At 44.8% G+C, this 20,239-nt stretch carries 14 protein-coding genes; 4 read left to right on the forward strand and 10 right to left on the reverse strand.

The window, feature by feature from the left end; all coding sequences use genetic code 11:
• Positions 1–16: 16 nt before the first annotated feature.
• The 3 genes from V144x_RS12640 to V144x_RS12650 all read left to right on the forward strand — a co-directional run bounded on the left by V144x_RS12640 (position 17) and on the right by V144x_RS12650 (position 6,923).
• Positions 17–1,240, forward strand: a complete 1,224-nt coding sequence (locus V144x_RS12640) for an AraC family transcriptional regulator (RefSeq protein ID WP_144985515.1) — start codon at positions 17–19, stop codon at positions 1,238–1,240.
• A gap of 426 nt (positions 1,241–1,666) precedes the next feature.
• Positions 1,667–2,779: a TlpA disulfide reductase family protein gene (locus tag V144x_RS12645; RefSeq protein WP_144985516.1), complete on the forward strand. Its 1,113-nt coding sequence runs from the start codon at positions 1,667–1,669 to the stop codon at positions 2,777–2,779.
• Positions 2,780–2,885: 106 nt separating this feature from the next.
• A complete protein-coding gene (locus tag V144x_RS12650) occupies positions 2,886–6,923 on the forward strand; it encodes a S8 family peptidase (protein WP_144985517.1) in 4,038 nt (1,345 codons plus the stop codon).
• A 15-nt stretch (positions 6,924–6,938) separates the two neighbouring features.
• Here V144x_RS12650 and V144x_RS12655 read toward each other — a convergent pair whose 3' ends face one another.
• The 10 genes from V144x_RS12655 to V144x_RS12700 all read right to left on the reverse strand — a co-directional run bounded on the left by V144x_RS12655 (position 6,939) and on the right by V144x_RS12700 (position 17,041).
• Positions 6,939–8,198 (reverse strand): hypothetical protein, encoded by a 1,260-nt coding sequence (locus V144x_RS12655; RefSeq protein ID WP_144985518.1) that lies wholly within the window; start codon positions 8,196–8,198, stop codon positions 6,939–6,941.
• Between the two features lie 437 nt (positions 8,199–8,635).
• Complete coding sequence (locus V144x_RS12660; RefSeq protein WP_144985519.1) at positions 8,636–9,718, reverse strand: type IV pilus twitching motility protein PilT; 1,083 nt, start codon at positions 9,716–9,718, stop codon at positions 8,636–8,638.
• Between the two features lie 103 nt (positions 9,719–9,821).
• Positions 9,822–10,592 (reverse strand): tetratricopeptide repeat protein, encoded by a 771-nt coding sequence (locus V144x_RS12665; protein WP_144985520.1) that lies wholly within the window; start codon positions 10,590–10,592, stop codon positions 9,822–9,824.
• 24 nt (positions 10,593–10,616) lie between these two features.
• The gene (locus V144x_RS12670) at positions 10,617–11,597 is read right to left on the reverse strand and encodes a S26 family signal peptidase (RefSeq protein ID WP_144985521.1); all 981 of its coding nucleotides are present in this window, start codon (positions 11,595–11,597) and stop codon (positions 10,617–10,619) included.
• A gap of 64 nt (positions 11,598–11,661) precedes the next feature.
• Entirely contained in the window at positions 11,662–11,868 is a 207-nt protein-coding gene (locus V144x_RS12675; protein ID WP_144985522.1) for a DUF2997 domain-containing protein, read from the reverse strand.
• Positions 11,869–11,879: 11 nt separating this feature from the next.
• A complete protein-coding gene (locus tag V144x_RS12680; RefSeq protein WP_144985523.1) occupies positions 11,880–12,338 on the reverse strand; it encodes a DUF1257 domain-containing protein in 459 nt (152 codons plus the stop codon).
• A gap of 87 nt (positions 12,339–12,425) precedes the next feature.
• On the reverse strand, positions 12,426–14,090 hold the full coding sequence (locus tag V144x_RS12685) for an AAA family ATPase (RefSeq protein ID WP_144985524.1): 1,665 nt from the start codon (positions 14,088–14,090) through the stop codon (positions 12,426–12,428).
• Complete coding sequence (locus tag V144x_RS12690; RefSeq protein ID WP_144985525.1) at positions 14,087–14,323, reverse strand: hypothetical protein; 237 nt, start codon at positions 14,321–14,323, stop codon at positions 14,087–14,089. The genes V144x_RS12685 and V144x_RS12690 overlap by 4 nt, the downstream gene beginning before the upstream one ends.
• A 45-nt stretch (positions 14,324–14,368) precedes the next feature.
• Positions 14,369–15,199 (reverse strand): radical SAM protein, encoded by an 831-nt coding sequence (locus tag V144x_RS12695; protein ID WP_144985526.1) that lies wholly within the window; start codon positions 15,197–15,199, stop codon positions 14,369–14,371.
• A gap of 312 nt (positions 15,200–15,511) precedes the next feature.
• Positions 15,512–17,041 carry a sodium:solute symporter family transporter gene (locus V144x_RS12700; RefSeq protein ID WP_232102805.1) on the reverse strand — a complete coding sequence of 510 codons (1,530 nt, stop codon included), beginning with the start codon at positions 17,039–17,041 and terminating at the stop codon, positions 15,512–15,514.
• Positions 17,042–17,563: 522 nt separating this feature from the next.
• On the opposite strand from V144x_RS12700, the gene V144x_RS12705 reads away from it, so the two are divergent.
• Positions 17,564–20,179 carry a PVC-type heme-binding CxxCH protein gene (locus V144x_RS12705; RefSeq protein ID WP_144985528.1) on the forward strand — a complete coding sequence of 872 codons (2,616 nt, stop codon included), beginning with the start codon at positions 17,564–17,566 and terminating at the stop codon, positions 20,177–20,179.
• Positions 20,180–20,239: the final 60 nt, after the last annotated feature.

Here is a 20,239-nt window from a genome sequence, read left to right on the forward strand (position 1 = left end):
CATCAGACAGGATATAATGCGCAAATATTTTGATGTTTTGCGCAAACGCTTTTTTCTGGTCGAGCTTTGTATGTTAACTAGCCAACCACAAAGAATTGCTTTATTGATAGACACTTCAGTGACTTTCAGTAGCCTTGTGATTCGTGGTGTCGCTCAGTACGCACGCGAACAACCTTCCTGGCAGATTTTCTTACAGCCACGGGGAGTTCGTGAACATTCCAGCGTCCCCCGGCATTGGGAAGTGGATGGGGTAATTACACGTGTGACACACCGCACTCAAGCTGCAGCCTTAAAACGGTTGGGTATTCCGGTAATCAATGTCTCTCGAAGTGTCGTACCAGGATTTTCGATACCACAAGTTCGTATCGACGAATGTGAGTCGGCACGATTGGCTGCAACACATCTATTGGAACGAGGATTTCGCTCACTTGCATATTACAGCGTACCAGAGCATCCTCATTACGAAGATCAGATGGGACCCACTTTTGCGGAAGTCGTTCAAAGTGGGGGAGGAGCTTGCGCGTACTTCAAAGAATGGCGTCGTAAACGATCAAGTCAAAATGTAACAATTGCGGAATTGAGTGCCTGGTTACAAACCCTTCCCAAGCCAGTTGGTATTCTTGCTTGGGATGCCGTACATGGCCACATCCTTTGTGAAGCATGTGTTTCAGCCGGATTCCGGATTCCGGAGGAAGTGGCAATCGTTTGTGGAGAAGACGATGAGCTTTTCTGTCAGATTTCCTACCCTCCTTTATCGGCCGTCGATTGTGGACCAGAGCGTATTGGTTATGAAGCGGCTGCTCTACTCGCGCGTTGTTTATCAAATAAGAAGCTAAAAACAAAGCCAAAACTTGTCACTCCCGTTGGTATGTTGGCACGCCATTCAACTGATGTACTGGCCATGGATGATCGGGAACTGGTACAAGCTCTGGAATTTCTGCGTAAAAATGCCTATGGTCCATTACACGTTCGTGATGTTTTACGTCAGGTACCGTTATCACGTCGTGCTTTGGAATTACGATTCCGTCAGGTGCTTGGTCGCTCCCCTGCCGCCGAGCTGCGCCGGTTGCGCGTTACCAAAGCGCAAGATTTACTCACAAATACAAATTGGTCTATGCCGAAAGTCGCCGCAGCGAGTGGCTTTTCGCAAGTCGAAACGATGAACCGTGTCTTTCGCCGCGAGCTACAACAAACACCAACGCAGTACCGCCGTTCGACACGGAGTGGCAAAGTTGTTTGAGTCAACAGCTTGATTTGCCGTAATCTGAACTAATCAAATATGTCTAAGTAGTAATGGAATTAGTGGAGACTCTGCATTTTGTCGGTTTTTAAAAAATCGAGTAAATCATTTGATACCACATCAAGTAGCGAAAACAGATATTTAAATGAATGTTTCAGTTATCGTACAAACTCTTCATATTACTGGAATCAGATTTAACAGGCTGGCCAGAATACCACTTCAGTTTTGTGGTTTACACTCTTGGCGATAACCGAAAGCACAATGCTTACTAAACGATAGTGAAAATAATTTCCGTTTTTTGTGATTGAAACTGTATTTAATATCGATTCCTGACTTTGTACAGAATAGAGTGAGAATGCAATCCTTTATCACAAATGCAAGAGTCCTACATCAGTCAAAGTAAATGCTATCCAAGAGGTGCCTACAATGAGAATTAAAGATGCTTTCTGTTGTTTGATACTGGTTTCCATACTGCCTGTTACATTATCCTGGGGAGATGATTCCTTTGATGTGGTACAAGCGTACAAGCGAATTGTAGCTGACCACCAGAGAGCCACTGAATCAATTCAAAGTGCGATCGGACAAGCATCGCTCGATCGACTGACGCGAGATGCGTATCGATTGCTCCTTGAGCGGGCCAAAGCAGACAAAAAATTGAGTGCTGATGACCTCTATGCTCTTGGTGCATGTAATGAAGCAATTGGTAATAGAGACGAGGCGAAAAAATTATATGCAGCTTCATTGTCCAAGTCGGCCACGGCAAAAACACATCTGGCTTTGACTCGTGTGAATCTGAAAGATAATTTGGTGATCGGAGAAAAACACTACGCTGCGGCAGCCAAACTTCAGCCAGAACATCCGGATTTAAGCAAGTATCGATTATTACTGCTCAGTGCTCATCAGAAAAATCGAAACTGGAATGAAGCAATTCCGCATTTAAATTATTTGCTGGCTTACACTAAGACATTGGCTGATAACGCGCCCGCCAATTCTCAGCTTCGAGCAAACTATGTCTCGGTAAAACAGCAACTCGATCGTGCCAGTCAGTTTGCGAAAATGAAAAGCAGTACGGCTCCCCCTCTGAAAATCATCCAAGCAATCCAAGGCAAAGTGCCTGAACTACAATCGCTCAAAGGCAAAGTTGTCGTCCTTGATTTTTTTGCGATTTGGTCTGGAGTCAGCCACAATCGAATCAGTTTGTTGAAAACGTTACAGGCGAAATATAAAGGGAACGGTGTTGAGGTGATTGGTGTCACTTTGCCTTACGAGCAAAAGTATGATCCGAAACTTGACGCCGTCGCAAAGCAGCCAGGACTCACTCCAGCTAAAGAAGCCAGCTTTATCGCGACATTCGCTAAAAAACATAGTATTCCATGGCCTCTGGGAATGATCGCTATGGAGACGATTGGCAAGTATGGGGTGTCAACGCTTCCACATAGTGTGATCATCGATAAGCAAGGTCGCGTTGCCGCTGTCCTGCTCGGTAATGTGAATAATGAAAAAGATATTGAAACAATTGTGAACGGGTTAATCAAATAACCACTTCAAGAGTGCTTCACAAAATCGGTACGTCATTCCGACTCTGAATGTGTGTGTTCTGGCAGGTACGAGAATTCGTTTAAGAATTGACTGGGGAGAGAGCGTTATGTTTTGTTATCTTTTTTCTATGAGATCAGCAACCATTATCGTCACTACCATATTGACGTCATTGGTAGTTCAATCCCACATCGTACGCGCTCAATCGGGGCAGCAGTCAAGTGTTGATGCAGCGAGGCAAGCGTATTGGGACAAACGAGCTGAATATTCGAAAGTACTAAGAAAGCTCAAAGGGATGAGTCCTTTGGAATACACAGTAGAAGAGCGACAAGAAGTCATTGCAGAAATGGAAAAATTGGCGGTTGAAAGAAATATATTATTCGGTCGTTACAAAGCGGCGACAAATCTAGCGAATCTAGCAAGGCGTAGTCGAAAACTCCCTACAGATCCAAGAGAATACACAGATGCCGATCTTAAAGAGGCAGACCGCCGGAATAAAATAGCAGTTAATAATGATCCTTATCTGACAAAAGAAGAACGAGCAAAAATTTATGAGCATTTGAATGGATCAAATTTAGAAGCTGCCTATCAAACAGTCATGCAAAGTGGAGGTGTTGATTATGACGACATTCCTTTGTCGACATTTTCTGGGCGTATTTATTTTATCAATCATGGAGGTAAAGGAGATTTTTCAGCCCATGGTTCACTGATAATTCCAGATCCGACGTCGAGCACCGGCTATCGTGAGTTTACTGGGTGGGGAGAAGGTGTCTCAGGGAGTTCTACATATTATGAGAAGGCGGTTTCTCTTTTGGGAGTGCCACTCGCTGCTACATTTAATGTTACATCATTTGAAGCACTCATGTCGCCTGATAGCGGAGCGTATGCAACAGTTGTGTTTATCTCACGGGGACAACACCAGCAACTTCTGAAAGCAGCTCATGAATTTGTTAAAGAGATCAACGAAGAGGGAGCAACATATAGTTGGCTTACTTCAGGAAATACTACACATAATTGTTGCTCAGTAGTCCGCGCATTGATGTATCGTGTTGATATCAGGATACCTGATTCAGGTGCCCGTAATTTTGATAACGCCAAATTCCTTGAAGGGGACTTTGAAGACTATAACAGGGGATATCGCTCTATAGAGGTTCCTCGTTGGTATCGTGTGAAATATGGAGCAGTCCACGAGTGGTACAATAAACATTTGGACACAGGGAATACCGGGAATCTGTCGCGTCCAAATCCTGAATTACAACCAGAGAACCCTTATCTGCATCCTGATCGATGGGTTGGGGGTGTAATAGGTGGTGTTTTAAAAGCAGATCGAGAGGACGTCTTCGACCGGTTCAATGATCCTGATGGAGACGGCTTGATTGATGAGGAAAAATATGGTACCGATCCTCAAAATTGGGATTCAGATGGCGATGGGATCTCTGATGGACAGGAAGTCGAAAATGGCTGGAATCCAAATCAGCCAACGACCTTACCAACTCCTTCAAAAGTGGCAATCAAAACTGATGAGATCAAAAAAGTGACATCTCCCGGAGCGGGAAATGGGAATTTGTTTCCCCTCGGTCCTAAGAAGAAGATTGATCTCTTTCCATTGCTGGAAAAAATTCCCAATGCTGGAAAACCAATCATTCTTGAATCTGACGACTTTGACAAAGATGCTTTAGCAACACTTGAAGTGAATCGGCTGTTCAGGAAACGGCAAGAACCGAGAGTAATCGAAGACGAATTTGGTGTTGTGATCCAAAGGATCGATGAATATGGTCGCACGACATTCATCCGTGATGAAAATGGTTCTTCAATTACAGTGAATTATGACAAGTCAACCAAAACGGAAGCCCCCAATTTTGTTTCCGAATTTTTCGAGACTGAGACGGGAATCAATTTTGGGGATGATATCGTATCAGATGTCGGAGGATACTACTTAACACCAGGAAAGGATGATGTTCGACGTCCTCTAGATTTAGATGAATTTGAACCACCCAGTGGTTATAAATACATTCCTGACCGACAGGTTGTGGACGAAATTGAAATCAGTGACCAGTCTGACGTGAATCATCGACCCAAAACATTAACCCCACCTGGGACAGTTTCATATACGGGTTCAGGTTTTGAAGGTGAGTGGCAGGACACGCTCGAAGATCGTCTTTCGCAGCTCAGCGAAAATAATGGTCCCGATCTGTTAGGCCCTCCGGACTTGTTAGACCCACCGGCAATGCTTCCCGATGCGAATCTTGAAGGCTCTGATGACATCGCTGTTTATAATGATGGTCCATTTTATCTAGATATGTCCTCGGAAAATCCTAATTCGTATGTCCCCATCAACGGAGTCGGTTTTGACAATGTATGGTTTCCATTAAAAGATGCTATCGAGTTGGCTCGCGAACAAATGGGTGGTATCGATATTAATTCAATCGTAGCCCTACCTGGGACAGTTTCATATACGGGTTCGGGTTTTGAAGGTGAGTGGCAGGACACGCTCGAAGATCGTCTTTCGCAGCTCAGCGAAAACAATGGTTCCGACTTGTCAGGCCCACCAGGCAGCAACTTCTATGTCCACGATGATTGGAAAATTCGGAATAATCTTACACTTAGTCTGGGACTTAGATTGGATGATGACTTCGTAAACGGTGATGATGCTCAAGATGATGGACCAATCGTTGTTATTGACGATCAAGAACAATCTTTCGTCACAGAATTCACAGTCACAAAGACAGCCGATGGTGCATTTTCTTTTAAAGTGGTGCCCCCGGGAGAAGGAAATGCAATCAGGTATACATTAAGCGCGACACCAGGCGATCAATTTGCCGTAGGGCGTGGTGCCTGGGGACAAACGGGACGTGATCAATGGGCGCTAGAAAAAATTGGTCTCACTCCACAAGTCCACTCACAAATTCTCTCGAACGCCGATGTGACAGCAGATTCTGTCATAGTAGCAGTCATCGATAGCGGTGTTGATTTTCGGCATCCAGAGTTATGGGGACAGTTATGGCGTAACCAGGGTGAGATTCCATTCAATGGTCGCGATGATGATCAGAACGGTTACGTCGATGATGTTTATGGATTTAATACACAATCAGGCTCTTCAAATATCATCGACGATAATGGTCATGGCACGCACGTCGCAGGAATTATCGCAGCGCGCTGGGACAGCCGAGGAATTGCAGGCATCGCACCTCAATGTCAAATTATGACCATTAAAGCGTTCGACGAACAGGGTAAATCGGATGCAGCACGCGTCGCTTTGGGGATTCGTTATGCAGTCCTCAACAATGCAAAGATTATACACATTAGTGCGGAAAGTTCAGGTACGACCGATCTCGATCAAGCCATGATCGACTGGGCCCGCAGTAAAGGCGTGCTCGTCGTCGCGGCATCAGGTAGTCGTGGGCGTGATACAACAAATGTTGCTCCCGCGAGTCTTAAAGGAATATTGACGGTGGGCGCTTGCGATCAAAACGACAAGCGATCGAATTTCAGTGGTTGGGGTCAGCATGTTGATCTTGTGGCGCCTGGTATCGATATTCTCAGCTTGCGTGCTCAGGGAACTGACTTCATGCACACGATGGCTGGCGGAGCATTGGGAATCAAAGAGAATGAACGGGTTGTCAATCAACGTTGGTATCGGGCGGAAGGAACTTCTTTCGCTGCACCTTTGGTAACAGGCGTTGCAGCAGCATTATGGGCCGCTCACCCTGAGCTGACAGCAGAGCAAATCAAGACGAAATTGATCATGAGTTGTGATGACATCGAATCTCCTGGCTGGGATATTCTAACGGGGGCCGGAAGATTAAATGCAGCAAAAGCTCTTAAGGCAGATTCAGACCATTACCTCGGTACTAAAATCTTGAAGGTCTCATCTCGAAATCAAAATGGGCAACGTACACTCGTCGTACCAGGAGAAGCCTCTGGAACACAATTTAAACGCCGTTGGTTACAGTTGGCATTCGGAACGAATCCTGGTGACAGTGATTGGCAGACAATTACTGTAAACGAAGTTCCGGTCAACAACGGAATACTGGGGGAGATACCGGGTACGTTACTCAATCGTCGGGGTACTTGGACCATCCGCAGTACCGTGCAAGATTCACGAGGTACTGTGCGTCAAGCACAGGTAACAATCCGCATCAAATAAGCTCACGTCAGCAGATCAATCGATTCGACGACCATCTGTTCGACCGAAGCCACCATTCGTTTGCACGCTGAACTTTGTAAAGGGAGATTGCAACTGATCTTGCATACGGTTCGTCAAACCATCTACGTTCAATCCACGCTCCACATTCTCAGGAGTCAAAATCATTAATGACCGAGTGCTCCAGTTTTTATAACGATTAGTCCAGGAGTTAGTGATTCTATTGTTTAAATTCGTAAATGGTGAAATTGTTGGCGCTTCCGGCATCAGAGGAAACTCACCAGCATTGTTGTCTGGATCAGGAAACTCTTTTTGTGGAGGCACATTGACTAATAGAATGTCGACTTCATCCGAATTTTGTGCCCGGATGACTGTTTTCGGGCTTACCGGAGCATGGCATGGTGTTGTGCAACAACATGTGGTATTTCGTGCTGAACCGCCAAAGCTGAATTCTACGCCGAAACCGACTCCCCAATTACCTCTATTCCCTTCATAACTTGCAGCTGAGAAAAGTGCAATTGATTCAGTAATTGGCCGACGGACATTCCCGCTGAGGGTAAATGTTCCTGGATCGTCTCGATAGCCAGCCGAGGCACCCCACTGGTAGTCCCCAATACACCCAGAAGCGTAGCCGCTCACACTTTCTGACATTTCAATAATCCCCGGCGTTGGCAGAGAATTTGGAAAATTGACGAATAGGAATTTGACATCATCATCGTCATGCGTAGGTGCTGAGAAGATTGCCCCAACTTCTAACGACTCACTCAGCGCATATCCTATTTGTAATCGAACTCCATTGAGATATAAGTCGCTACCAAATGTATCAACGCGCGAATCAGTAAACTGATCGAAAAAGAATGAAAAGCTAAATGGGTCCTGCCATTCATATCCGTAGAGATCGGGAAGCTTGACAGTTCCCAGTGATCCAACGAATTGTGTACCTTGACTGACCGAATTGAAATTACCACTGGCGACAAAGCCCCAGTCTTCCGTTAACTGATAGGCAAAATCAAGTCCGTAGCCAGCTCCAAACAATGATTCCCCTGGCACACTATAATAGGTCGTTCCCACCCGGGCATTGATGAGATAACGTGAATCATCATTCTGCTGATAGTGATTGGAATCATCGATTGAGTAAATAGTCGCTGACTCTTCTCCGTTCGATGAGTTAGATTGATTTAAAACTGGTTGAATCTCATCGCCTAAGGTGAGAGATTCAGCGCTCATACAGAATAGTGCGCTCAATGCAAAGCGAAAAACGTGTCGGCCCCATGCCATCTTCCATGACTCCCAATGATCCAGAGGCGACGTAAACTGAACTCTGAAACCAGATATTTATCTTTCCCAATGAAATAGTTGGTCCTTATGATTGTCGAATCCACTACAATTACTATCGTCTGCAGAATATGAGTGACTTAATACGGGTATATGTATTCATTTATGGATGCTCACTGTTTTATTGAGGATTGCTTGCACGACACTCATTTTCGGACGAGACCGCATATCAAGAATTGTTTGCGTAACTTAACATTGAATGAAATTGGGGTCTCTTCAGAGTCAGCGACAACGAGGTTGTACAAAATTAACCAAATGCAGGATTTAAAATAGGAAATTTCTGAACATGTTTGTGTGGTTGTTGGAATGGTGCACACGGGAAAAACGTTATGAATTAAATTTCTGATTCAATTCAAGGGGACTATTACACTACCTTGATATTAATTGAGCTCTCCAGCACTAGAAGTAGCTGATGCTGGCATAATCGCCTTTGGTTCACGCGCATTGGAAATGGCTACGTCGTAAGTGATGTCACCACTTTGATAAAGTTCCATTAAGATCTGATCCATCGTTTTCATTTGAAACTTGCGACCTGTCTGTATTTCACTATAGATGTGGTGAACCTGTCTTTCCCGGATATGATTTCGGATAGCCGAGGTGGCGATACAAACCTCGCAGGCAAGTAAACGCTCAGAACCTGTCGCATGTGGAAGAAGTTTTTGTGAAATGATTGCCTGGATACTGTTGGCCAATTGGACTGTAATAGAATTTTGTTGTTCTGCGGGAAAGACGCTATAAATTCTCTGGATGGTTTGCACTGAGTCTGGAGTATGCAGAGTTGCTATAACCAGATGTCCTGTTTCTGCGGCTATCAATGCGGTTTCAATCGTTTCTAAATCACGCATTTCACCAATGACAATAACATCGGGATCCTGCCGTAGAACGTGCCTTAAGGCACTTTGGAAATTCAGCACATCTCCTAATACCTCTTGCTGAATAATAATACTACGAATATTGTCATGAGTATATTCAACCGGATCTTCAATCGTGACTATTTTAGCGCGACGTTGTTGGTTAATCGAGTGAATCATGTAGTTGAGTGTGGTTGTTTTTCCCATTCCAGTTGGTCCAGTCACCAGAATTAATCCGCTAGGTATCCGCGTCAGTTCGTCGATAATGGGAGGAAGCCCTAATTCATCCTTTGTTCTTACATCAGATTCACATAGTCGGATCGAGAACTCGGGAACTCCAGAGTGATAGTAAACACTCACTCGATAGCGTCCAATGCCTTCGGTATACTCAGAAAAACAAATTTGCCAGTGTTCCTCAAAGAACTTTTTTTGTTTCTCGTTCATGATTGAGTTATAGAGTTCAAGCAGGTCCTCTTTGAGGAGAGGGTGACCTTCAAGAGGTCGGATATCACCATTAATCCGAAGTGAAGGAGACAATCCACGCACCAGATGGATATCGCTTGCTTTAAAAGAGCGTGCTCCTTTAAGGATCTTTTCCAGAGTCCAACTCATCGGATTCTTTCTAATGCTTTTCAAATATCTTATTTTTCAGCCAACAGAAACCATCACATTATTGAATCGAATGCAATAAAATTCAGCTCGTCATTTTGCATTCCTATTTTCGACCAATCATTCGTTTAAGAAATCGTCCTACACTCCAGCTACTTTGATTGATCTCGAATAAGCGTTGTTCTGCTTCAACGTGGTTTGGGCAAAGTTCTAAACAACGTGTAAAATTCATTTCGGCAGATGAAGTGAATCCCAACTTCTGTCCACAGACTCCTAAAATGTACCAACAGTAAAATGAGTCAGGTGATTTCTCGACAGCCACTCTAGCCCGCTGTTGTGCCTTACTATAGGAACGATAAAACAAGTAGATTAGAGCAGTTTCCAAAGAGACCAACCAATCATTATTGGCAAGAAAAGCCTTGTCGAAACTCATAACATCACCTGTTTTTTTGGTTGCGACAGAGAGCTCACCTCGAACTTGCCATTGATAAGCAGATTCACCTCTTTGCATGATTGCGGCATCGCTTAAAGTATGTGCCGCTTTGATATTACCAAGTCGGCACTCAGCTTGAGATTGTCCTGATAATAAATCTGGATTGTTGGGAAATAGCTCCAGTGCCTTCTGACTCCACATTTTGGCTTGTGGGTACTCACAGAGTAGAACCAGCATCTGTACTTGTCCCACCCATGCCATCACGTGTGTTTTATCTTCTTCTAACGCGCGAGAATAGTAGCGTAACGCGTTTTCATATTGGCCAATGCGACGATTATGATCAGCCTCTCGTACCCAATGGGAAAAGTCTTTCTCAATGGGAGCGGAATCCTCTCGACCAGACTCTTCGGGAGTTGAATCAAATTCCAATTTATCAAAACGCACTATCTCACCTTTCGTAAACGAGGATTAGAATAAGGTGATCCGCGAAAACGGATAAGAACGGTATATCACACGGCCGCGCACATTTCCGGATTGGAGCAGACACACTTGTCTAATGTTCTGCTCTCTGATTAAGGCATTGGCTACGGGAATCCGTCCTGTCGGATCAATAAAGTAGGAATCTGAGGGAACTCTTATTCTAATCGTGAGATCTTTGGCAAATCGCTTACTTGTTGGAAATGGACAGATATTACCATCGACAAAGAGAACACCTTCTTTGATAGTCACTTCTTGTCCCGGTCCTGCAAGCACGCGGCTCACCCCAGTATCGGTAACTCGATACAGGGGGACTCGCTCACGAGTTGTGTTATTTATTAAGGCCTCTGAATTTACATAATGAACATATTCTCCTGGGGCTATTTGTATGTTCTGCCTGACCCACAAGATGTCTTCTGCTCGAAAGGAGCCATAGTCGTTCACCATGGTTTGAGGGCGTATGATTTGAGATATTCCCCATCCAACAGGGAGATAAAATAGTAAGTAGAGGCAGAGGCCGATCAGGAATCCTGAACTAATTCTTTCTTGGACTGATGTCTTGGCAGCAAAAACAACATCAGTAATTGATCCGAAATGCAAAGCAAAAGCAAAACCTATCAACCAGGCCCCCAAAAGGGTTCCCATGAGCAGAATACCTGAAGATAAAAAGAAGAGGTATCCAAAGAAAAAGAAGCAAGCCCGTCGAGGGCGATTGAATGTCAATTGTAACCAGCCTGGGATGATCCAGCGAAATAGCATGCTCCTATTGAACTTTAATGCTCCCCCGTAAGACAAAAAGTCAATGGAAGTATCTATTTGATCTGAGAATCGTTCTGATAATGCAATTTTTAATCGTGCCCAGCCCGGTAAGCGCAACGTATTGGGTTTAGCACGCGGGGGATTTACATCAATTGTCGCGTCTGCCAGCTTCAAAGAAGTACGACATCGTGCACAAAGGGCGCTCCCTGGCATGTTTTCAAATTGACAGCTTGGACATTGCATCTTAAAAGTCTGCGGTTAATGATTAAAAAACGTATTAATGTTTTCGTTTTACATCGATATGAGATCGTACCTGTTGTTCGGTTTCATAATATTCACTAGTCAGTTCACGGGATTCTTCCTGTCCTAGAATTTGAGCGAATGATTCGGCTACATCCAAGCAGCGAGGGCCTTTGATACCAACTGTTTTAACGGTGACTTTACCGAATTTATCGATTTCTATCTCAAGTTCTTCTTGAGCCATGTTTTAGTCCTTTACCAGTTTCGAATACGAATTTTAACGGATTCCGTTTCGGTCATACCTTCTTCAACGATTGTCATATTTCGTTCTTTTAATTCTGTGACAACACGGTGATAGGCGTATTGTTGTGTAACACGGCCCATTAATTCTTCACCAATTTGACGCAGCTCAGATTTGGATTTCCCTTTGCCTTCCATACAAAGTTTCAGCGCTCCTCGTGCATCACGTGTGAAGGTTGCTTTGATACCATCTTTTACAACAACCATCTGTTCTCCCGTTCCTGCTGAACCATCGAGAACTTCACTATTTTCGACTTCAATTTCTTCGCGAGTCATGTTCTCACTTAACGCTGATTGGAGTTCAGCTGTATTGACAACTGAAAATCCTAAAGAGCCCACACCTGCCGCTACCGCTGCCGTGATAACAGGCCAGTTGGCGATAATGATGGGAGCCACAACAATGACTGAACTCATGATAAATCTCCTCGGATTAATCGGGATATATACTTATTCCTTGTCTTTTATCTCGTTTCAAAAACAGAGCGCTTATTTTGCTACGATTCAAAATTCAATTTTTCGGCGTGATTCGTTCTTATTTTGAGTGTTGCCTCTTGTTGCTGGACGGGCACGTCCCGATGCCCAGGTGCGTAACCCATTTATTTCTTCACTCATCGTTTTCGAGAGTGGTACCGTCTCGGATATCGTCTGGATAATGTGTTCTGTCGATAAATTCGACTGATTACTGAAGGCATCAAACAAAGCAGAAACGACAGATTCTTCTATTTCAGCACCATTGAAGCCTTCGGTCGCCTCTGCAAGTTTGTCTAAATCGAACTGTTTGCTTTCGCGTCCGCGTTTGGTAATATGAATTTTGAAAATATCGCGACGTTCCTTCATGTTAGGCAGGTCAATGAAAAAAATTTCATCCAGGCGACCTTTGCGTAATAACTCGGGCGGTAAATTACTGATATCGTTAGCAGTGGCGATTACAAAAACGGAAGACGTTTTTTCAGACAACCAGGTTAGCAGAGTTCCAAAAACGCGTGCTGAGGTGCCGCCATCGCTCCCTGCTGAATCAGTGGAGCCGGCAAGGGCTTTGTCAATTTCATCTATCCATAAGATGACAGGGGCTACACTTTCTGCGATTTGAATCGCTTGTCTCACATTTTCTTCGCTTGAGCCAACCAGACTGCTAAACATTCTCCCAAGATCAAAGCGTAGTAACGGCAGCCTCCATAACTGTGATACCGACTTGGCGCAAAGACTTTTCCCACATCCCTGGACTCCCAGTAACAAGACTCCTCGCGGGGACGGTAAACCAAATTTTTTGGCTTTGTCGGTAAAGGCGATTGCTCTTTTGTTCAGCCAGGATTTCAGGTTTTCAAGACCGGCCACATTATTAAATTTCTCTTTGGTGTCACAATATTCAAGCAGTCCGCTTTTCTTGATGATTTGTTCTTTCTCACTGAATACAATATTGATGTCATCCGCGTCGATTTTTCCATCGGTTACTAATGTTTTTGCGAAGACATTCTCTGCTTCTTTTAGCGTTAAGCCTCTTGCAGCCCTCAAAATCTTTTCACGTGAAAGTCCATCTAAATTGATTGAGACCTTCGGATTCTCCTTAACGTCGTCAATTATGCGATCAAGTAACTGGTTGAACTCTGTGGTCTCAGGTAGCCCAAATTCCAGCAGCGTAATATCCTTAGATAATTCCGGAGCGATTTGCATCAGAGGCGAGGTGATGACAATCGTTTTGTAGGTATCTCGTAAGTGGAAGGCAACATCTCGCAAACGTCTGATAACTGAAAGATTGGCACGTTCGTCTACAGTAAAGCGATGAAAGTCCTTGAATAAATAAATTGCTGGTTCAACCTGATGGATGACATCATCCAATGCTGCCAAGGGATCAGAAGTGTTTCCACAGCCCGATTTGCTTTTCTGCGGTTCTGCTCCTGATTTGATAATTCCCTGAGTGATCGTCCAGGTAAAGAGCTTCTTTTCTCTCGATGTGGCGATGTGGCGTAATGCCCTTTCCACCCGTTCTTCTTCCCAAGTCACGACATAAATGATGGGATATCTGGCCCGAATAAGGACATCCAGTTCCTGCTGGGCTTCCGATGTACGTGGTAGTCTTTTGGATTTCTCCGGTGAAGAAACTGTTTGTTTTACCTTCTTCGTTGCAACTTTATTCTTAATCTCACTTTTAAGCTGCTCTTCGCTCATGAATGATTCCTTTGTTTCTTTACTATGGCAGGCTGATCTGTACTTATGATTGATGAAATATCAGCAGGGCCAGACACGCCGTCCTGTTTCAGGCGTTGTATCAACTTTGACTGAGACTCGATCTGCATTGTTTGAAAGATCTCCAGGACTTCCCGGGAAGCACCAAAGACACAAATCCGTCCGTCAGGCAAGATCTCTAATTCAGTGATATTTGATTCATCTTCGGCTTGCATGGATTAACCAAATTTCATAGTTAAACAAATCGGTTGATTTCTAATTCAAGTGATTAAATTAAGTCCTCTATTTTCAGCATAAACTTTCGCTGATTCTGATGCTCCCTTAACTAGCGGCATTGAAAGCTCCTCATATTGTTTGGCTTGCCATCTCGGGAGATAACCGTTTCGAATACTGAATTTGACATCAGGTAAAGTGGATGAGATCCAATCGACAATAGGACGAAAACAACATTCCTCATGTCCTGGTAATAGCAAGTGACGCACAATCAAATCAGAATACTGAGATACTTGTTTGAGATTGCGTTGGAGGATTTTGACATAAGAGTCGACTTTGGCAATTCGTTTGGCACAAACATCATTTCCAAATTTGAAATCTGCTACGAATACATCGACAGTTTGTTCCAATAGCTGGAATGCTTCTGGAGTGCCATAAAAGTCAGACTTCCAGACAACCGGCGGTAAGTTAGCACAGCCACTCATAGCTTCCAGAATTGCAGGAAGATGAATGGTTGGTTCACCCCCAACCCATTGAAGATTACGAGCTCCTTTAGATATTCCTTGCTCAAGTGCAGCTTCAAGAAAGTCTGTTGAAAGAATCGTTCCTATACGAGGGTTAAATGCCTTTTCTTCCGCGATGCAAAAAGCACATCGTAAATCACAGCCAGACAAGTAAAACAGATGAGAAGGAACAAGCTCTATTTCTTCGCCATATTCCACACGATGTCGAAAAACCCGTGCCTCCGCACTTGCCTTGCATTTTCCACGTTCTCCTTTGGCTCGATTCGATCCGCAGTGATGCTCACACAAATGGCAGTGCAAATATTGTTGTTGAGCCAAAGAAACTAAATTTTTATTGATCGTATGCAACCGCATGACCAATAGTCCAATCCTGAGATTAAAAACAAAAGAAGAAATGCTGTAGAAGAAATGCCTCAACTCCACCAGGCAAACTGGTCGTTGTTACTCTATTTGTGAGTCTGACTGGTCTTTTAAGAACGACGCTAGATATAAAGAGTCTAAATCTAAAAGAGATTTGTTTAAGAAATCTGAAAAATGATAAAATTAATGCATTTTCAATTTAACGGAGAGATCAGACGCGATATAGAGGTTGCATCCAGGACGTTACGCGGTGAGGCCAAAGAGGCTACAATTTCCAGGCGAATGAAAGACCTTACTGTGATCGATTCAATCAACTGAATTTTTGTTTTGATCAGGTAGCAGCAGGCTAACCAGACTTCCGGTTGCAAGGTTGACGATCACGGCACTGGGAGCAATCCATTGAAAGCTGATTGGATCGAGATTCGTTTTTTCATCAAACCCAAAAAAGAAACCAGAAAACGCGATTAAGACCGCAGTTGTCGTTCCGCAAATGGCACCCACCCAAACTCCGAGTGGTTTGGCAAAGGGTATGAACAAGGCAAAAACGAACAAGCAGAAAATAGGGGTCGTCAACAAATTTGCGGTTTTACCAGTGACTGCAGTGATGTTGCCTTCAATCAGCCCCATAAAGGAACTGCAGAATACCACGATTCCTCCAATTCCGAACGCCAGACAACGTGCAAACAGAACATGTGACTTTTCTGTTTGGAACTTGATACCGAACCGGTCAAAAAAGTCGGTCACGACCACTGCCGTGATCGAGTTCACTCCCGAGTCGACGCTGGACATGGCGGCGGCAAACATCGCGGCGACGACTAATCCCGATACTCCGATTGGGAGTTGATACGAAATCACATAAGGAAAAATATCGTCTGCATTTTGTTTTAAGTCAATTGATGCGGGAAGTTCAGAGGGGAATGCCTGAAAATAACCAAGCATAGAGAAACCAACCAGCGATAATGTGATTCCCACAATTAACGAAATGCAAAGTTGAATTGCCAGTGAACGACGCGCAGCTGACGCATCCTTCGTCGACATGAAGCGTTGAACTGAAACCTGGTCTCCCCCCGCTGTCGCAATATACCAGATAACGACTGAGATAATTGTACCAACAAAAGTGACTCGCGTGCCTGGATTAAAGTCGAAAATGGGTTGCGTGTCCCAGTTGGCGTCCCATTGAGTGGGAAACCAACTAAAGCCACCCATCTTCCAGGAAATTGTGGCAATGACCAGCAAAGCACCACCAAACAACAGAATTGTCTGGATCAGATCGGTAATGACAACCGCGCGCAGTCCCCCCAGAGAGGTATAGGTGATGGAAACCACACCGGTTACTAAGACGATCCAGGGGATATAGGAAGCGTCCAGATTGAGCATGGTTGTCAACGCCTTTGCTGATAAATAAATCAGCAGTGACATCCAGACTAACCGAAGTAGTAAGAACATCGCGGCTCCCAATAGCCGGATACTCAAGTCGAGTTTCGTTTCCAGCAGTTCATACGCACTGGTCACACGATGTTGCATATAAACTGGTATCAGCCAATAACCAACGACATAAAAAACGATGGGCAGCCCCAGGTAACTGGCTAAGAAGATAGGACCTTTTCCGACTACTTCGCCTGGCAGTGAAAGATAGGTGATCGTGCTCAACAAGGTCGCGAAGAGTGATACTCCAATCAAGATTGGATTCATTTGGCCGCTACCGATGAAGTACTCAGAAGTGTCTTCCTGTTTGCGGCTGAAATACCATCCGAGCAAGATCGTCGATGTTGCGTAGATGACGATGATTGTCCAGTCGACAGTCTCCAGACCGGCAGGAGGTTTCACGGAATTCACTTGCGCAGATTCTGGTGCAGTACTAGCTCCGTCAGCAGCAAACAGTACTGATGTACTACAAAATAATGAAATTAAAAATAAGATCTTAAAAGCAAGTAGTGGCAAACTCCATTTGACTCCGAGAATTGATTTTCGACACAGGATGAATCTCATTATTGTTGTGGCTCTCATGGAAGTCTGATATTAATGGATAAAAGGCAAAATTGAGATCTAGCCTATCCTCGAAGTTTAAGTCAAGAAAACAAAATCCTACCGTAACAGAAACAAAATCACAACGAACTGTAATTCAAGATTACTTATGTGAGATGTATGTACCTTCCTTTTTTGCATCGTTATCTAATCGGAATGAGTACAGGTGGCATCATTGAATTTAAAACTCTTGACCGGAAGACAGACAGAGCAAGCTTTGATAAAATTTAACGTATCAATGTTTAATTGGATTTATCCATCAGGATTAATCAAGAATTCAAAAACTACATAGTCAAAATGCGGCGTCTCACCATTTGAAAAGAAATAACAGCAATGAAGTATTTCACAATTTGTTCTTTGACTACAGGTTGTCTTCTCGCAGTCAGCTCTCTCATCGCTGCCGAGCGGAAGCCTCAGGTAAAAACGTTACAGCCGGGTGTTCGGATTTCACTTGTTGCCGAACATCCTGATCTATCAACACCGACAGGCATTGATGTTGATGAACAAGGTCGTATCTGGGTCGTTGCTACGCATACTCATTTTCGACCCGACGATTATGTCGGACCGGAACATGATGAGATCCTGGTCTTCACCGATCGTAATGGAGATGGTAGCGCCATAAAAAGGCAGGTTTTTTACAATGCGACCGATGCGACAATGGATCTTGAACTTGGTCGGGATGGTTGGGTCTATCTAGCGGAGCGGGACCGCATCCTGCGGATCAAGGACACTGATGGAGATGGAAAGGCCGACATTGAGGAGAATATCGGCACCCTGAAAACAGAGGCCAATTATCCACACAATGGACTCGAAGGGATGGCGTGGCATCCGGATGGGGATCTGGTGTTTGCACTCGGTGAGAATTATGCTAAGCCGTGGACACTGAAAGGGACCGATGGCACTTCAATCAACGGGGCTGGCAAGGGAGGTATCTTCCGTTGTACTGCTGATGGCAAAAAACTGACACGAATAGCGTCTGGATTCTGGAATCCGTTTGGTGTTTGTGTTCGCGCTGATGGTGAGATTTTCGCCGCAGAAAACGATCCTGGCGAAAGGCCTCCTTGTCGAGTACTTCACATTGTTGAAGGTGGTGACTACGGCTATGAACGGTCTTATGGAGCAGAAGCACATCATCCCTTCGTCAGTTGGAATGGAGAGTTGCGCGGCACGCTGCCTATGATCCATCCTTCGGGGGAAGCGCCCTGTGGGCTGTTACCTCTGGGACGCGGTTTACTGGTGCCTTCGTGGAGTGATCACCGCATTGACTTTTTTCCGCTCACTCAAAAAGGAGCAACTTACGAGAGCAAACCCATCACTTTAGTCAAAGGAGGACGTTACTTCCGACCCAGTTGCATCGCTAAAGACCCTGGTGCCAAAGGACAAAAACGCATCTGGTACTTAAGCGATTGGGTCGATGGTCGATATCAGGCACATGGTTATGGACGCTTATGGAAACTGGAGGTTGATTTGCAACAGGCTCCCTGGGTGGGGAACTTGGATTTGGAACCACCCACACAGAAAGCGCAGCTATCGGCGGACTTACGTAGCGGAAAGGTCAAACATAATCGCAAAAAACTGCTACGGTTCGCTCAAGATGAAGACCCGTTTCTCGCTCAATCTGCGTTAATTTCGCTATCTCGGGAAGCATCAATATGGACCCCGGAAGACGTAACTGGTTGGTCGGCTGCTGACCGGGTTCAGGCGGTGCTGGCGCTGAAACTGGCCAATGCTTCCCCACAGAAATGGATCAAATTATTACTGTCAGACAAAAGCGCGGATGTGCAATTTGAAACATTGCGCTGGATCTCTGATGCCCGGTTAAAAACTTTTCTGCCAGAAGTGGAACAGAAACTATCTCAGAGTGACCTCGATTATCGGCGATTCGAAGCTGCCATTGCAACCTGGAACACGCTGAAAGGAAAACCTGAAGCGGGTATCCGTAACCCAACGCTACTGTTGGCCAAGGTCAAGGATGCGAATAGTGCACCACGAATACGGGCTTATGCTCTACGTCTGCTACCAACTCAGCCACGTTCTGCTCCCAAAGAAGGAGTTCAGCCGGTACATTCCTTTCCCAAAGAGTTGACACTGGAGCTCCTCCAGCAACTTCTTGAACTCAGGGATGAGGTCCTTTCGCTGGAAGTCGTTCGCACTCTGGCTGCTAACTCGATTATGTCTCAAAAACTTTTAGTCAAAATAGCTGCCGATCCAAAGCAAAGTGTGTCACTACGTGCTGAAGCAATTGCCGGGCTGGCATCTGTGGCAGAACAAAATAGCGCATTTTTATTAAAATTGGCTGGTGATAAGGAACGTATTGTGCGGGAGGAAGCTTTACGTTCTCTCAGGTCCGTTCAACACACGTCTGAGGATGTGCTGGCTTTGAAAATGCTTGCCAGTCAGTACCCTGAATCTGCGGATCTATTTCAAGCTGCACTGGCTCCCAAAAGTCTCACCACTGGTCGACCAGCGCTGACTGATACGCAGGCATGGTTACAGGCAATTGAAGCAGTAAAGAAACCGGCAGACTTGGAGAGTGGCCGTCGTATCTTTCATCATGCCCGATTGGCGAGCTGTTCTGACTGCCATCGACATGGTGGCCGAGGAAATGTAGTCGGCCCGGACTTAAGTAGCCTGGGTAATCGTAAAGACCGTATGTGGCTGCTGAGGTCAATCCTTGAGCCCAGTCGGGAGATGGCTCCGGAATACCAGCCACGTACTATCATCCTCAATGATGGCCGCACCTTTACTGGCATTCGTCTCCGGTCCTACGTGAAAGAGACTATACGAGATGCCAATGGCCAGAATCGCACGTTTGACCGCAACGACATTGAGATGATGGTAGAATCGCCAACTTCCTTCATGCCGTCTGGTCTGGTTCATAGGTTGACTGACCGTGAGTTGAAAGATTTGATTGCTTATCTCGAGAGTAATTCTCATCGGAAAGAGTGACTGTTATTTTTTAGATCTCATCGATTCAACAGTAAAAAAAAGCGCATGCTTTGATTGTTG

Origin of the sequence: Gimesia aquarii (genome assembly GCF_007748195.1) — a bacterium.
GTDB classification, from domain to species: Bacteria; Planctomycetota; Planctomycetia; order Planctomycetales; family Planctomycetaceae; genus Gimesia; species Gimesia aquarii.

Excerpts from the sequence above, each read along its gene's own strand:
- V144x_RS12640 (WP_144985515.1), top strand. The coding sequence starts at position 17 with ATGCGCAAATATTTTGATGTTTTGCGCAAACGCTTTTTTCTGGTCGAG.
- V144x_RS12645 (WP_144985516.1), top strand. The coding sequence starts at position 1,667 with ATGAGAATTAAAGATGCTTTCTGTTGTTTGATACTGGTTTCCATACTG.
- V144x_RS12650 (WP_144985517.1), top strand. The coding sequence starts at position 2,886 with ATGTTTTGTTATCTTTTTTCTATGAGATCAGCAACCATTATCGTCACT.
- V144x_RS12655 (WP_144985518.1), bottom strand. The coding sequence starts at position 8,198 with ATGGCATGGGGCCGACACGTTTTTCGCTTTGCATTGAGCGCACTATTC.
- V144x_RS12660 (WP_144985519.1), bottom strand. The coding sequence starts at position 9,718 with ATGAGTTGGACTCTGGAAAAGATCCTTAAAGGAGCACGCTCTTTTAAA.
- V144x_RS12670 (WP_144985521.1), bottom strand. The coding sequence starts at position 11,597 with ATGCCAGGGAGCGCCCTTTGTGCACGATGTCGTACTTCTTTGAAGCTG.
- V144x_RS12675 (WP_144985522.1), bottom strand. The coding sequence starts at position 11,868 with ATGGCTCAAGAAGAACTTGAGATAGAAATCGATAAATTCGGTAAAGTC.
- V144x_RS12680 (WP_144985523.1), bottom strand. The coding sequence starts at position 12,338 with ATGAGTTCAGTCATTGTTGTGGCTCCCATCATTATCGCCAACTGGCCT.
- V144x_RS12685 (WP_144985524.1), bottom strand. The coding sequence starts at position 14,090 with ATGAGCGAAGAGCAGCTTAAAAGTGAGATTAAGAATAAAGTTGCAACG.
- V144x_RS12690 (WP_144985525.1), bottom strand. The coding sequence starts at position 14,323 with ATGCAAGCCGAAGATGAATCAAATATCACTGAATTAGAGATCTTGCCT.
- V144x_RS12695 (WP_144985526.1), bottom strand. The coding sequence starts at position 15,199 with ATGCGGTTGCATACGATCAATAAAAATTTAGTTTCTTTGGCTCAACAA.
- V144x_RS12705 (WP_144985528.1), top strand. The coding sequence starts at position 17,564 with ATGAAGTATTTCACAATTTGTTCTTTGACTACAGGTTGTCTTCTCGCA.